A 12,756-nucleotide genomic window follows, 5' to 3' on the forward strand; every position below is an offset into this window, starting at 1 on the left:
ATGGAATCTTTTCGCCGCGCCAGAACTTTCTTGCCTCCGGCGGGGATACTTGTCGAAAGATGAAGAAGATCACCCTCCGCGCCGTTTCGCCCGCAGCGTCGGCGCGGCGACGGTCGGATCTTCGGGCCACGGATGGCGAGGGTACCGCCCGCGCATGTCCTTGCGCACATCGGCATAGGAGCTTGCCCAGAACCCCGGCAGGTCCATCGTGGTCTGTACCGGCTTTTGTCCGGGCGACAGCAGCGTGATCCGCAGTGGCAGGTGGTTGGGCCCGATCACCGGGTGCACGGTTACCCCGAACATCTCTTGCAGCCGCACCGAAATTTCCGGTGCCGTGCCGGAATAGTCGATCGGCACTCGCCGCCCCATCGGCGTTTCGAAATGGGCGGGCGCCAGGCGGTCGACCAGCTGTTGCTGGTTCCAGGTCAGCGCGGCGCGCAGGGCGGGGGTGACGTCGAACCGTTTCAGCGCATCGGCGGTTTTGACGCCGCCCAGATGCGGCAGCAACCAACTCTCCAGCCGGTCCATCAGCCCGGTGTCGGAGAAATCAGGCAGGTCGGCACCCGCGTCGTGCAGCAGTTCCACCCTTGCCTGAAACCGCCGCGCGGCGTCGGACCAGGGCAGCCCCAGTTCGCGTACGCCGTCCAGCATGGCGCGGGCGATCGCGTCTTCGGACGCGTTCTTCCAGATCCGGTCATCCAGGATCAGCGCGCCGAACATCTCGCGCTGGCGGGTCATCACGCGGCGCTCGCGGCGCGACCATTCACAGACATCTGCCCATCTGATCTGATCGGCGTAGAGTCCGCGCAGCTCTGCCTCGGCAAGCGGCGCGGCCAGCCGGATCCGTGCCTCGCGCGCGTCGCCGTCCAGATCGAGCGCCACGATCAGGCGGGCGCCGGCCATCGGATCGTCTTGGTCGATCACCGCGCCCTTACCGCCCGACAGCACGAAGCGGGGCGCGTCGCCCTTGCGGCGCAGCCCGATCCGGTCGGGGTAGGCGAGTGCCGCCATTTCCGCCACGCTCATCGCGGGGGCATCGGGCGCGGCGCGGGCCAGCCGTTTCGTCTCGGCGCGGATGCGCTCGACCACGGCGCGGTTGGGCGCGAAGGGGCGGCGTTCGGCGAAGCCACGCGGATCGGTCACGGCCTCCAGCCGCAGAGACAGATCCACCGGCGCGCCGCGCAGCGGGTCGCGTTCGGCCAGCAGTGCGGCCAGCGGTGCGGCCGTCCTGCCAGCCATGAGCAGCATATGGCCCAGGCGGGGATGCAGCGGCAGGGCGGCCAGCGCACGGCCGTGCGCGGTGATCCGCCCTTGTGCATCCAGCGCGCCCAGGGCGGTCAGCAGCCCCCGTGCCTCGGCCAGCGCGCCGGGGTTGGGCGGCGTCAGGAAGGCCAGTTCCTCGGCCCGCTGCGCGCCCCACACCGCCAGCTCCAGCGCCAACCCCGTCAGGTCTGCGGCCTCGATCTCGGCGGGTGGGAAGGGTTGCATCCCGCCTTCTTCGCCTTTGGTCCAGAGCCTGTAACAGGTGCCTTCGGCCACCCGGCCGGCGCGGCCCCGGCGTTGTTCGGCCTCGGCCCGGGTGACCCGTTCGGTCACCAGCCGCGACATGCCCGACGACGGATCGAACCGCGCCCGCCGCGCGCGGCCGCCATCGACGACCACGCGAATGTCCTGAATGGTCAGCGAGGTTTCGGCGATCGACGTGGCCAGCACCACCTTGCGCCCGGTTTGTGCCGGGGCGATCGCCGCCCGCTGGGCCTTGAACTCCATCGCGCCGAACAGCGGGCGAATCGCGCAATCCGCGGGCAGGTGGCCTTTCAGCAATCCCTCGACCCGCCGGATCTCGCCCTCGCCGGGCAGGAAGACCAGAACGCCGCCGGATGTTTCCGCCACCGCCTGTTCCACCAGCGCGGCGACGGCAGGCTCATAGCGCTGGCTCTTGGGCAGGGGCCGCTCCAGCCAACGGGTTTCCACCGGAAAGCTGCGCCCCTGCGAGGTGATCACCGGCGCGTCGTTCAGCAGTGCGGCCACCGGCGCCGCGTCCAGCGTGGCCGACATCACCAGCACCAGCAGATCGTCGCGCAGCGCGTCGCGCACTTCCCACGTCAGGGCAAGCCCCAGATCAGCGTTCAGCGAGCGTTCGTGGAATTCGTCGAAAACCACCGCATCGATGCCCGAAAGCGCGGGGTCCGATTGCAGCATCCGGGTCAGGATACCCTCGGTCACCACCTCGATCCGCGTCGTCTTGCCGACCTTCGCCTCGCCGCGCATCCGGTAGCCCACGGTCTGGCCGACGGTTTCGCCCAGCGTTTCGGCCATCCGCTCGGCCGCGGCCCGCGCGGCCAGACGGCGCGGCTCGAGCATCAGGATGCGGCCTTCGCACAGCCCCGCCTCCAGCATCGCCAGCGGCACCCGCGTCGTCTTGCCCGCGCCGGGGGGCGCCTGCAGCACCGCGCGGCCCGCATCGCGCAGGGCACGCAGCAGGTCGGGCAGGGCATCGTCGATCGGCAGGGCGAAGCGGTTCATCCCGCCGTTATCGGTGATTTGCCGGAGCGGGGCCAGTGCCGGCGGAACAGGGCGGAAGGTCAGGCCGCGGATGCGCAAGTCGCGCGATGCCCGCACCCCATCCCAGCCATGGCGGCCCGTGGCCCGCCCGCTGCTCGTAAACCGGCGGCATCGCCGGAAAATCCTGCCTCTGCTCTGGACAGGGCGGGCCCGGCAAGGGCAAACAGGCCTTCAGATCAGCCGGAGGCCGCAATGGATATCGCCGAACTTGCAGACCGCATCCGCGCGGGCGAACGCCGGGCGCTGGCCCGCGCGATCACGCTGGTCGAAAGCGGCCGCGACGATCACCGCGCCCGGGCCGTGGCGCTGCTCGACCGGCTGGCCGGCAGCGGGCGGCAGGCGCTGCGCATCGGGCTGTCGGGTACGCCCGGCGTCGGCAAATCCACCTTCATCGAAAGCTTCGGCATGATGCTGACGGGGCAGGGGCTGCGCGTGGCGGTGCTGGCGGTCGATCCCAGTTCCGCCCGCTCCGGCGGTTCGATCCTGGGCGACAAGACGCGGATGGAGCGGCTGACGCGCGAGCCGAACGCCTTCATCCGCCCCTCGCCCAGCCAGACCGCGCTCGGCGGCGTGGCGCGGCGCACCCGCGATGCGGTGGCCCTGTGCGAGGCGGCGGGGTTCGATATCGTGCTGATCGAAACCGTGGGCGTGGGCCAGTCTGAGACCATGGTCGCCGAAATGGCCGATCTCTTTATCCTGCTGCTGGCCCCGGCCGGCGGGGATGAATTGCAGGGCGTCAAGCGCGGTATCATGGAGATGGCCGATATCATTCTGGTCAACAAGGCCGATGGTGATCTGAAACCCGCCGCCATGCGCACCTGCGCCGATTACGCCGGTGCCTTGCGCCTGCTGCGCAAACGCCCGCAGGATCCCGAAGGCTTTCCCAAGGCAATGACAGTGTCGGCGCTGGAGGAGGAGGGGCTGCAAAACGCCTGGGGCGAAATGCAGGCGCTTGCGGCGTGGCGGCGCGAAAACGGTCATTTCGATGCCCGCCGCGCCGAGCAGGCCCGCCACTGGTTCGGCGAAGAGGTGCGCCTGGGTCTGCTCGCCCGGCTCGAGAAAGACCCGGACGCGCGGGCGCAGATGGACAGGCTCGGCGCCGCCGTCGCGCGTGGAGAGATCAGCGTTTCCGGCGCCGCGACCCAGATGCTGGCGGCGCTGAACGGATGATGCCGCCCGGAACCGGCGCACAGCCTGAGATGAATCACTTGACGCCGCCCCGGTTTTGCCCTTAAAGCACCCGAACGGAATTCGAGGCGCTGCTCATGCGGCGCCCTAAGTGTTTATACGAGACAAGGAAGAGACCCATGTCGCGCGTCTGCGAACTGACCGGAAAAGGCCCGATGACTGGCAACAATGTCAGCCACGCCAAGAACAGAACCCGCCGCCGGTTTCTGCCGAACCTGAATGACGTGACGCTGATCTCCGACGCGCTGGGACGTTCGTTCAAACTGCGCGTGTCGGCATCTGCGCTGCGCACGGTGGATCACCGCGGCGGCCTCGATGCGTTCCTGGCCAAGGCCAAGGATGCCGAGCTTTCCGAGAAAGCTCTGAAAATCAAGAAAGACGTCGAAAAGACTCAGGCAACCGCCTGATTGTCTTTCGGCTGTGATGTGCAGCGGCCCCGTCGGCAACCGGCGGGGCCGCTTCCTTTTGGCGCGTTCCGCCGCCGGTTCCGCACCTCTATACCCTGCCCGATGACCCTGCTGCGCCCCCTCCTTGCCACGCTGCTGGCGCTAATGCTCAGCCTGACCTCGTTCACCCTCGCGGCGGCGCGCGGCCAGGCCCCGGCCGCGGGCGAGATGGTCATCTGCTCGGGCCTCGGGCTGCAGACCATCACCGTCGATGCCGATGGCAACCCGGTGGGCCCGCCGCATATCTGCCCCGATGGCGTCGCCGCCTTCATCTCGGTCACGACCTCGCCCCCGGTGCTGCCGCTGCGCCGGCTGGCCGATGGCGAATACCTGTCCCTGCCCGCGGCCCTGACCCTTCCGGGGCGGGCCCGTCTGTCTGCGATGGCGCGCGGGCCCCCGGTGCCGGCCTGACGCAAGACAGACCAGCAAACAGACAATCCAATACCGGGAGGACGTCATGTCCCTGAAGAAATCCGCTTTCGCGGCGCTTGCCGCCATCTCTTTCGCCCTGCCTGCCCTCGCAGACGGCATCATGATCGAAGATCCCTACGCCCGCGCCTCGACAATGCTGTCGCAATCGGGCGCCGCCTTCATGGTGCTGAAAAACAGGGCCGACAGCGATGACCGGCTTGTGGGTGCCACTTCCGACGTGGCCGAACGGGTGGAACTGCACACCCATATCTCCGACGCGCAGGGCGTGATGCAGATGGTCGAGGTCGAAGAAGGCTTTCCCATCCCCGCCGGCGGCAGCCACGCCCTCGCGCGTGGCGGTGATCATGTGATGTTCCTCGGGCTCACCCGCCCGCTGCAGCAGGGCGACGTGATCCAGGTCACGCTCAGCTTTGAAAAGGCCGGCGACATCACCGTGGACATCCCCGTCGATCTTCAGCGCAAGCCGATGCACGGCCAGATGAATCACGGCACCACGAAAATGACCAACTGATACCCCGGCGCGGCGCGCCGAACCCGGCCCGCCGCGCCCCTTTCATCTTTCCGAAATATCCTCGGGGGTCCGGGGGCAGACAGCCCCCGGCGTCCTCGGCCGAAACGCCGATCTTGGTCGCGGCCACCCCCTTGCGCTAGTATCGCGCAAGGAGGAGAACGAAATGACCACACGCATCCTGTTTGTCTGCCTGGGAAACATCTGCCGCTCGCCCACCGCGCATGGGGTCTTCGCCCAGCTTGCCGCGCAGGCGGGGCTGGACGTCGCGGTGGAAAGCGCCGGCACCGGCGGCTGGCATATCGGCGATCCGCCCGATGCCCGCGCCACGGCCGAAGCGGCGGCGCGGGGCTATGACCTCAGCCCGCTGCGCGCACAGCAGGTCACACCGCGCGATTTCGCCCGGTTCGACCTGATTCTCGCCATGGACCGCGCCAATGTCGCCGCGCTCGAGCGGATGCGCCCGGTCGAAAGCGAAACCCCGGTGGAGCTGTTTCTGACCTATGCCAACAGCCCGCGCGCCGAAGTGCCCGATCCCTATTACGAAGGCGGGTTCGACCTTGTGCTTGATCTGATCGAGGCTGCCAGCCACGGCCTTGTGGCCGAGTTGCACAAGACCCGGGTGCCCGGCTAGCGGCAGAAGGTCTCGGCCGCCGTGCCGAAGGCCTTGTAGCGCAGCCAGAACGCCTCATGCCCGCGGTTGTCCGACTGGCGGATTTCCTGTGCCTTGTGCGGATCGCGGAAGAATGTCGCGGCCAGCCTCTGGTCGCCGCGATTCAGGGTCAGGTCGGCGGCATCCTGGATGCAGCCGCACATGGCGCGCGACACGCCCTTGCGCCCCGATGACAGACAGGCGCTTTCGATCGCGCCGGCCTGGGCCACGGGGGCCGTGAATGCGGCGATCAGCGCCGCGTAGAAAAGTTTCTGCATCTGCTACCGCCTCGTATCCCGTGACGGGGGCCTGACGTTGGCGTCAATGTCGCCCCGGCAAGGTTGCTGCCTGTGGTGATGGTGCCGGATTCGGCCGATATTTTCAATTCACAAGATGGCCTGCGCGGCTGCGGCAAATTCGGTGACCGGCGGGCGCGCCGCATATGCTACACACGGCACGCGGCAGCAGGGAATCGGACGGCACATGGATACAGGCATCTTCTTTCTTCTCTTTCTCGTCTTCGCCCTGCAGCCGCTGGTCACGGGCCAGATTTTCGCCGCACGCCGGGCGCAGGCGATCCGCCGGATCGAACGCAAGCGTGCCACGCGCGTCATCACCATGATCCACCGGCAGGAAAAGCGCAGCCTGTTCGGGATGAGCGTGGCGCGTCATATCGATCTGGAGGATGCCCAGACCATCATCGCCGCGATCAAGGAAACCCCCAGGGACATGCCGATCGACCTGATCTTGCACACGCCCGGCGGGCTGGTAATCGCCGCGCTGCAGATCGCCCGCGCGATCGAGGCGCATCCGGCGAAGGTAACGGTACATGTGCCGATATACGCTATGTCGGGCGGTACGCTGATCGCGCTGGCGGCGGATGAAATCGTGCTGGGAGAGTTTTCCATGCTCGGGCCGATCGACCCGCAGATCGTGGGTGTGCCCGGTGCCAGCATCGTCAAGGCGCGCGATTCCAAGCCGATCGAGGCGGTGTCTGACGTGACGCTGGTGCTTGCGGATGTCAGCGAAAAGGCCATCGCGCAGGTCAAGCGCGGCGCGATCGAGATTCTGACCCCCCGGCTGGATCTGGCCGTGGCCGAGGCATTGGCCGAGAAACTGGCCGGCGGCTACTGGACGCATGACTATGCGCTGATGGCCAGCGAGGCGCAGAGCCTGGGGCTTCCGGTGACGGTCGGAATGCCGCTGGAGGTGCTGGAGTTGATGAAGCTCTACCCGCAGCCGGTCAAACGGGCCGGTGTCGAATACCTGCCGATCGAGAACCCGGCGCGGAAGATATTGTAAACGCTGATCACCGAAGCGCAGCCGGCGCGATATGTGGCGGACAGGATGAGGGGTGATTTGGTGGAGCCAAGGGGAGTCGAACCCCTGACCTCTTGCATGCCATGCAAGCGCTCTCCCAACTGAGCTATGGCCCCGACCGTGTGGCAGGCTATGCCGCCTGCCCGCGTGTATCTATGGAAGCAGGCGGTGGAGATCAAGCGAAAAAACCACCGCCCTCTGCTCTTCAGGTCTCGTCGTCATCCGTTGCGACATCGGCGATATCGTCCAGCGAGACGTTGTCGTCTTCATCGTCTTCCAGAACATCGTCACCCAGATCGACCTCGGTGTCGTCATCGTCCAGCACGTCGTCATCCGTATCCAGATCGGCAACCACTTCGGGTTCGGACTTGGCATCGGATTTGTCGGCGACAAGCGTGCGGCCCTTGCCGCTGGCCAGGCTTTCCAGCGAAAAGCTGTGTCCGCAGGACGGACAGGTCATCGGGTTCCGCTGAAGGTCGTAAAACCGGGTCGAGCAGTTCGTGCAAACGCGCTTAACGCCCCATTCTTCCTTGGGCATAGAGGTCCCCTTCAATCGATAATGTCTGTTCAGAGTCGCAGCCAACTGCCACAAGTCCCCCAGGGTGTCAAAGCCGTTTTGAACACAATCCGCGAAAGCCGCGCATTTGAGGCTGCACAGGCCGGGCGGCGTTGCTAATCTGGCGGCGATGAAACGCGCCGAAGTCACCTCCGCCGAATTGCCGGGCGAGCCGCCGATCGAGGTCGCGCTGCGCCGGTCGGCGCGCGCGCGCCGCTATTCGCTGCGTGTGTCGCAACTGGACGGACGCGTGACGCTGACCCTGCCCAAAAGCGCCCCGCTGGACGAAGGGCTGGCCTTTCTGCGCGACAAGGAGAGCTGGATTCGCGGGCACCTGACATCGCATCCCGGCGTTGCGGTGGTGCGAATCGGGGAAACGGTTCCCTTCGAAGGGGTGCCGGTGGCGATCACCGCCGCGCCGGTCCGCAGCCCCAGGCTAGAGGGCGGGCGGCTGCTGGTGCCGGCCGATCCGGCCCGGGTGGGCCAAAGGGTCGCGGCCTTTCTGAAACACGCGGCGCGCGACCGGCTGGCGCTGGCGTCGGATCGGCACGCGGCCGCCCTGGGTTGCGGCTATGGCCGGTTGACCCTGCGCGACACGCGGTCGCGCTGGGGATCGTGCTCGTCCAACGGGGATCTGATGTATTCCTGGCGCCTGATCATGGCCCCGCCCGAGGTGCTGGATTACGTGGCCGCGCATGAGGTGGGGCATCTGCGAGAGATGAACCATTCGGCGGCGTTCTGGGCGCTGGTGGAACAGCTTTGCCCCACGTATCGCGCGCATCGGGGCTGGCTGCGTGCCAACGGATCGACGTTGCAGCGGGTTCGCTTTGCCGATTGACGGTGTCACGGTTTGTGATCACACTCGAAGGATGCTGCTACAGAATCGGCCGGGCGATGCCGGAAGCGCCACCCATGACCGCCTTTATCGCACGCTGCGCACGCGCATCATGCATGGCGAGTTGACGCCCGGCGCCTCGATGACGCTACGCGGGGTGGGCAAACAGTTCGGCGTGTCCATGACGCCGGTGCGCGAAGCGATGCGGCGGCTGGCGGCGGAGGGGGCGCTGACGATGTCATCCTCGGGGCGGATGACCACGCCCGAACTGTCGAACGAGCGGATCGAAGAGCTTGCCGCGCTGCGGGCGCTGCTGGAACCGGAGCTTGCGTCGCGGGCGCTGCCGCGTGCGCATCTGGCATTGATCGACCGGTTGCAGACCATCAATGCCGCCATTGCCGAAGTGGTCAGCAGGAACGATGCGGTCGGGTATATCCGCACCAATCTGGAGTTTCACCGTACCTTGTATCTGCGGGCGCAGGCCCCCGCGATGCTGGCCATGGCCGAGACGGTCTGGCTGCAGCTCGGGCCGACCATGCGGGCGCTTTATGGCCGGTTGGGGCGGACCGAACCGCCGCAGCATCACCGGATGATCGTGGCCGCCCTGAAGGCGGGCGACGAACCGGGGCTGCGTCTGGCGGTGCGCACTGATGTCACGCAGGGGTTGCGTCTGCTCGCGGCCTGATCTTGCGCGGCGGGATCGCCGGCGGCCGCAAGAGGACCGGGCCAATCGGGGCAACCGCCGCCGCCGGCCCGGTTTTGCTTAAGCGTGGATCGCGCCGTCGCCGCAGGCCAGGGCGGCCTCGCGCACCGCTTCCGAATAGGTCGGGTGGGCGTGGCAGGTCAGGGCCAGATCCTGAGCCGAGGCGCCGAATTCCATCGCCACGCAGATCTCGTGGATCAGATCGCCCGCCGCCGGGCCGATGATATGCGCGCCCAGAATGCGGTCGGTTTCCTTGTCGGCCAGGATTTTCACGAATCCGTCGCCGGCGAACACCGCCTTGGCGCGGGCATTGCCCATGAAAGAGAATTTCCCGGCCTTGTAGGCGCGGCCTTCCTCTTTGAGCTGTTCCTCGGTCTTGCCGACGCTGGCGACCTCGGGGTGGGTGTAGATCACGCCGGGGATGACCCCGTAATTTACATGCCCGGATTTCCCGGCGATGACCTCGGCCACGGCCATGCCTTCATCCTCGGCCTTGTGGGCCAGCATCGGGCCTTCAATGGCGTCACCGATAGCATAGACGCCGGGCAGGTTGGTGGCCCAGTGGCCATCGGTCTTGATCTGGCCGCGCGGCAGAAGCTCGACGCCAAGCGCCTGAAGCCCCAGCCCGTCGGTGAAGGGCTTGCGGCCGGTGGCGACCAGCACCACGTCGGCGTCGAGCGTGGCCTCGCTGTCGTCCTTGCGCAGCTTGTAGCCTACCTTCGCCTTGGTTTTCAGGGGCTCGACCCCCTGAACGGCGGCGCCGAGGACGAAGTTCAGCCCCTGCTTCTTCAGAAGCTTCTGAAGGCTGCGGCTGATCTCGGCATCCATACCGGGGGTGATGTGATCGAGGTATTCGACGACCGTGACCTCGCTGCCCAGCCGGGCATAGACCGAGCCCATTTCCAGCCCGATCACACCGGCGCCGATCACCACCATGGATTTCGGGATCTTCGGCAGTTCGAGCGCGCCGGTGGAGGTGACGACGATTTTCTCGTCGACCTCGATCCCCGGCAGCGAAGATGCCTCGGACCCGGTGGCGATGACGATGTTTTTCGCGTTGTGCAGTTCTTCGCCGACCTTGACCTGGCCGGCGGCGGGGATGGAGCCCCAGCCTTTCAGCCAGTCGACCTTGTTCTTCTTGAACAGGAATTCGATGCCCTTGGTGTTCTGCCCGATGACATCATCCTTGTAGGAGAGCATCTGTTTCCAGTCGACGGAGGGCGATTTGCCCTTCAGGCCCATGGTGGCGAAGTTATGCTCGGCTTCGTGCAGGCTGTGGGTGGCGTGCAGCAGGGCCTTGGAGGGGATGCAGCCCACGTTCAGGCAGGTGCCGCCGAGGGTTTCGCGGCCTTCGACACAGGCGGTTTTCAGGCCCAGCTGGGCGCAGCGGATGGCGCAGACATAGCCGCCGGGGCCGCCGCCGATCACGATCACATCATAGTCTGCCATGGGTCATTTCCTTCGGTTATTTTGGCATCTGCGCCGGGCGGGGTACGCGGGCACAGGAATTTCGGCCGGGGGGTGGGGGCTGTCTGCCCCCTCTTGGTCTTCGACCAATTCACCCCCGAGGATATTTCGGCGAAGAAGAAACATCACAGCACCGCTGCAAGCAGCATGGCGACGGTGGCGACAAAGCCCAAGGCCCAGATCAGCGTCCGCCAGGGGGAAAGGCCGAGGGCGTAAGCCGGCACATAGGCCACGCGCGCGGCGAGATAGACCCAGCCGCAGGTGGCGGTGAAGGGGCTGGCCTGATCCGACAGGGTGGTGACCACGACCGCGATGGTGAAGAGGGTCAGCCCTTCGAAATGATTGCTCAGCGCGCGATGGAGCCGGCCAGCCAGCCCGGTGACGTGCATGGGGGTGTCGCGCGGGCCCATGGCGGTTTTGGGGCCGACCTGTGCGTTGGCGGCCACCGCATAGGCGAAGAACTGGAGCACCTGCAGCAGTGCGGCGAGGGTGAGGGCGGTGAGTTCAGGGGTCATGGGCGACTCCGGGGGTGGTGCACCCCTGCCGTGGCAGGGGGGCCGATCTATCACAGATCCATCAGCAAACGGCGCGGATCTTCGAGGGCTTCCTTGACCCGCACCAGGAAGGTGACGGCGCCTTTGCCATCGACGATGCGGTGGTCATAGGACAGCGCCAGGTACATCATCGGGCGGATCACGATCTCGCCGCCGACCACGACCGGACGGTCCTGGATCTTGTGCATGCCGAGGATGCCGGACTGCGGCGGGTTCAGGATGGGCGAGGACAGGAGCGAGCCGTAGACGCCGCCGTTGGAAATGGTGAAGGTGCCGCCCTGCATTTCGGCCATCGACAGTTTGCCGTCACGGGCGCGGGCGCCTTTTTCGGCGATCGCCTTTTCGATTTCGGCAAAGGACATCGCGTCGGCGTCGCGGATCACGGGCACCACGAGACCTGTGGGCGTGCCTGCGGCAATGCCCATGTGAACGAAGTTCTTGTAGACGATATCGGTGCCGTCGATCTCGGCGTTGACCTCGGGCACTTCTTTCAGCGCATGGCAGCAGGCCTTGGTGAAGAAGGACATGAAGCCGAGGCGCACACCGTGCTTCTTCTCGAACAGATCCTTGTATTCCTTGCGCAGGGCCATCGTCGCGCTCATGTCCACCTCGTTATAGGTGGTCAGCATGGCGGCGGTGTTCTGGCTGTCTTTCAGGCGCCGGGCGATGGTCTGGCGCAGGCGGGTCATTTTCACCCGTTCCTCGCGTGCCGCATCATCGGCGGCGACAGGCGCGCGCGGGGTGGCGGTGGCGGCGGCGGGGGCGGCAGCGGCGGCCTGGGTGCCAGCGGCGATCGCCTTTTGCACGTCTTCCTTCATGATCCGGCCATCGCGGCCGGTGCCGCTGACCTGGGCGGCGGACACGCCTTTTTCCGCCATCAGCTTTTTGGCCGAGGGCGCATCTTCGACGTCCTTGCCGGATGACGGGGCCGCGGCGGGGGCGGGGGCCGCGGCGGGGGCGGGGGCCGCGGCGGGGGCGGGCGCGGCGGCGCCCGCGCCGGTGCTCAGTACGGCGAGCTTGCCGGCGGCTTCGACGGTGTCACCCTCTTGCGCCAGAATGGAGGTGAGCGTGCCGGCGGCGGGGGCGGGCACCTCGACCGAGACCTTGTCTGTTTCCAGCTCGCACAGCATCTCGTCCTGGGCGACGGTATCGCCGACCTGTTTGAACCAGGTGGAGACGGTGGCCTCGGTCACGCTTTCACCCAGGGTCGGCACCATCACGTCGATGCTTTCGCCGCCGGTTTCCGCAGGGGCGGCGGGCGCTGCGGCTTTCGCGGGGGCCGGGGCGGCGGCGCCTTCGCTGATCATGGCCAGCAGCGCGTCGACGCCGACGGTTTCGCCTTCGGCGGCGACGATCTCTCCCATCGTGCCGGCGACGGGCGAGGGCACCTCTACCGTGACCTTGTCGGTTTCCAGTTCACACAGCATTTCATCGACCGCGACGCTGTCGCCGGGTTTCTTGAACCATGTGGCGACGGTGGCCTCGGTGACGCTTTCACCAAGGGTGGGTACGCGAACTTCAGTGGACATA

General features: G+C 66.9%; 14 protein-coding genes and 1 tRNA gene. 8 read left to right on the top strand and 7 right to left on the bottom strand.

Annotated elements, in window-relative coordinates:
- Positions 1 to 69: 69 nt before the first annotated feature.
- Positions 70 to 2,526 carry an ATP-dependent helicase HrpB gene (gene hrpB, locus TQ29_RS02330; RefSeq protein WP_054540289.1) on the bottom strand — a complete coding sequence of 819 codons (2,457 nt, stop codon included), beginning with the start codon at positions 2,524 to 2,526 and terminating at the stop codon, positions 70 to 72.
- 231 nt (positions 2,527 to 2,757) lie between these two features.
- Between hrpB and meaB the strand changes: the two genes are divergently transcribed.
- From meaB to TQ29_RS02355, 5 genes are all read left to right on the top strand, one after another.
- Positions 2,758 to 3,735, top strand: a complete 978-nt coding sequence (gene meaB, locus TQ29_RS02335; protein WP_054537857.1) for a methylmalonyl Co-A mutase-associated GTPase MeaB — start codon at positions 2,758 to 2,760, stop codon at positions 3,733 to 3,735.
- 137 nt (positions 3,736 to 3,872) lie between these two features.
- Complete coding sequence (rpmB, locus tag TQ29_RS02340) at positions 3,873 to 4,160, top strand: 50S ribosomal protein L28 (RefSeq protein WP_037211194.1); 288 nt, start codon at positions 3,873 to 3,875, stop codon at positions 4,158 to 4,160.
- Positions 4,161 to 4,262: 102 nt separating this feature from the next.
- The gene (locus tag TQ29_RS02345) at positions 4,263 to 4,610 is read left to right on the top strand and encodes a hypothetical protein (protein ID WP_037211191.1); all 348 of its coding nucleotides are present in this window, start codon (positions 4,263 to 4,265) and stop codon (positions 4,608 to 4,610) included.
- A 46-nt stretch (positions 4,611 to 4,656) separates the two neighbouring features.
- Positions 4,657 to 5,142, top strand: a complete 486-nt coding sequence (locus tag TQ29_RS02350; RefSeq protein ID WP_054537859.1) for a copper chaperone PCu(A)C — start codon at positions 4,657 to 4,659, stop codon at positions 5,140 to 5,142.
- Positions 5,143 to 5,305: 163 nt separating this feature from the next.
- A complete protein-coding gene (locus TQ29_RS02355; protein WP_054537860.1) occupies positions 5,306 to 5,773 on the top strand; it encodes a low molecular weight protein-tyrosine-phosphatase in 468 nt (155 codons plus the stop codon).
- Here TQ29_RS02355 and TQ29_RS02360 read toward each other — a convergent pair.
- Positions 5,770 to 6,069, bottom strand: a complete 300-nt coding sequence (locus TQ29_RS02360; protein WP_037211183.1) for a hypothetical protein — start codon at positions 6,067 to 6,069, stop codon at positions 5,770 to 5,772. The genes TQ29_RS02355 and TQ29_RS02360 overlap by 4 nt on opposite strands.
- A gap of 205 nt (positions 6,070 to 6,274) precedes the next feature.
- On the opposite strand from TQ29_RS02360, the gene TQ29_RS02365 reads away from it, so the two are divergent.
- The gene (locus TQ29_RS02365) at positions 6,275 to 7,093 is read left to right on the top strand and encodes an ATP-dependent Clp protease proteolytic subunit (protein WP_054537861.1); all 819 of its coding nucleotides are present in this window, start codon (positions 6,275 to 6,277) and stop codon (positions 7,091 to 7,093) included.
- Between the two features lie 58 nt (positions 7,094 to 7,151).
- Here TQ29_RS02365 and TQ29_RS02370 read toward each other — a convergent pair.
- Together TQ29_RS02370 and TQ29_RS02375 are read right to left on the bottom strand one after the other, a co-directional pair.
- Positions 7,152 to 7,227: transfer RNA gene (locus TQ29_RS02370), tRNA-Ala, on the bottom strand.
- A gap of 89 nt (positions 7,228 to 7,316) precedes the next feature.
- The gene (locus tag TQ29_RS02375) at positions 7,317 to 7,649 is read right to left on the bottom strand and encodes a TIGR02300 family protein (protein WP_054537862.1); all 333 of its coding nucleotides are present in this window, start codon (positions 7,647 to 7,649) and stop codon (positions 7,317 to 7,319) included.
- Positions 7,650 to 7,797: 148 nt separating this feature from the next.
- On the opposite strand from TQ29_RS02375, the gene TQ29_RS02380 reads away from it, so the two are divergent.
- On the top strand, positions 7,798 to 8,505 hold the full coding sequence (locus TQ29_RS02380; RefSeq protein ID WP_054537863.1) for a M48 family metallopeptidase: 708 nt from the start codon (positions 7,798 to 7,800) through the stop codon (positions 8,503 to 8,505).
- Positions 8,506 to 8,536: 31 nt separating this feature from the next.
- The gene (locus TQ29_RS02385; protein ID WP_037211174.1) at positions 8,537 to 9,187 is read left to right on the top strand and encodes a GntR family transcriptional regulator; all 651 of its coding nucleotides are present in this window, start codon (positions 8,537 to 8,539) and stop codon (positions 9,185 to 9,187) included.
- Between the two features lie 78 nt (positions 9,188 to 9,265).
- Here TQ29_RS02385 and lpdA read toward each other — a convergent pair whose 3' ends face one another.
- The 3 genes from lpdA to odhB form a co-directional block, all read right to left on the bottom strand.
- Positions 9,266 to 10,654 carry a dihydrolipoyl dehydrogenase gene (gene lpdA / locus TQ29_RS02390; protein ID WP_054537864.1) on the bottom strand — a complete coding sequence of 463 codons (1,389 nt, stop codon included), beginning with the start codon at positions 10,652 to 10,654 and terminating at the stop codon, positions 9,266 to 9,268.
- Positions 10,655 to 10,797: 143 nt separating this feature from the next.
- Positions 10,798 to 11,187: an MAPEG family protein gene (locus TQ29_RS02395; protein ID WP_054537865.1), complete on the bottom strand. Its 390-nt coding sequence runs from the start codon at positions 11,185 to 11,187 to the stop codon at positions 10,798 to 10,800.
- Between the two features lie 50 nt (positions 11,188 to 11,237).
- Positions 11,238 to 12,755 carry a 2-oxoglutarate dehydrogenase complex dihydrolipoyllysine-residue succinyltransferase gene (odhB, locus tag TQ29_RS02400; protein ID WP_054537866.1) on the bottom strand — a complete coding sequence of 506 codons (1,518 nt, stop codon included), beginning with the start codon at positions 12,753 to 12,755 and terminating at the stop codon, positions 11,238 to 11,240.
- Between the last annotated feature and the right edge of the window lies 1 nt (position 12,756).

Source organism: Actibacterium sp. EMB200-NS6, assembly GCF_001305615.1.
GTDB lineage: Bacteria > Pseudomonadota > Alphaproteobacteria > Rhodobacterales > Rhodobacteraceae > Actibacterium_A > Actibacterium_A naphthalenivorans.

What these genes read in the sequence shown, in the direction of transcription:
- meaB (WP_054537857.1), top strand. Translation starts at nt 2,758, where the DNA reads ATGGATATCGCCGAACTTGCAGACCGCATCCGCGCGGGCGAACGCCGG.
- TQ29_RS02345 (WP_037211191.1), top strand. Translation starts at nt 4,263, where the DNA reads ATGACCCTGCTGCGCCCCCTCCTTGCCACGCTGCTGGCGCTAATGCTC.
- TQ29_RS02355 (WP_054537860.1), top strand. Translation starts at nt 5,306, where the DNA reads ATGACCACACGCATCCTGTTTGTCTGCCTGGGAAACATCTGCCGCTCG.
- TQ29_RS02395 (WP_054537865.1), bottom strand. Translation starts at nt 11,187, where the DNA reads ATGACCCCTGAACTCACCGCCCTCACCCTCGCCGCACTGCTGCAGGTG.
- TQ29_RS02380 (WP_054537863.1), top strand. Translation starts at nt 7,798, where the DNA reads ATGAAACGCGCCGAAGTCACCTCCGCCGAATTGCCGGGCGAGCCGCCG.
- TQ29_RS02360 (WP_037211183.1), bottom strand. Translation starts at nt 6,069, where the DNA reads ATGCAGAAACTTTTCTACGCGGCGCTGATCGCCGCATTCACGGCCCCC.
- rpmB (WP_037211194.1), top strand. Translation starts at nt 3,873, where the DNA reads ATGTCGCGCGTCTGCGAACTGACCGGAAAAGGCCCGATGACTGGCAAC.
- lpdA (WP_054537864.1), bottom strand. Translation starts at nt 10,654, where the DNA reads ATGGCAGACTATGATGTGATCGTGATCGGCGGCGGCCCCGGCGGCTAT.
- odhB (WP_054537866.1), bottom strand. Translation starts at nt 12,755, where the DNA reads ATGTCCACTGAAGTTCGCGTACCCACCCTTGGTGAAAGCGTCACCGAG.
- TQ29_RS02385 (WP_037211174.1), top strand. Translation starts at nt 8,537, where the DNA reads ATGCTGCTACAGAATCGGCCGGGCGATGCCGGAAGCGCCACCCATGAC.
- hrpB (WP_054540289.1), bottom strand. Translation starts at nt 2,526, where the DNA reads ATGAACCGCTTCGCCCTGCCGATCGACGATGCCCTGCCCGACCTGCTG.
- TQ29_RS02350 (WP_054537859.1), top strand. Translation starts at nt 4,657, where the DNA reads ATGTCCCTGAAGAAATCCGCTTTCGCGGCGCTTGCCGCCATCTCTTTC.
- TQ29_RS02375 (WP_054537862.1), bottom strand. Translation starts at nt 7,649, where the DNA reads ATGCCCAAGGAAGAATGGGGCGTTAAGCGCGTTTGCACGAACTGCTCG.
- TQ29_RS02365 (WP_054537861.1), top strand. Translation starts at nt 6,275, where the DNA reads ATGGATACAGGCATCTTCTTTCTTCTCTTTCTCGTCTTCGCCCTGCAG.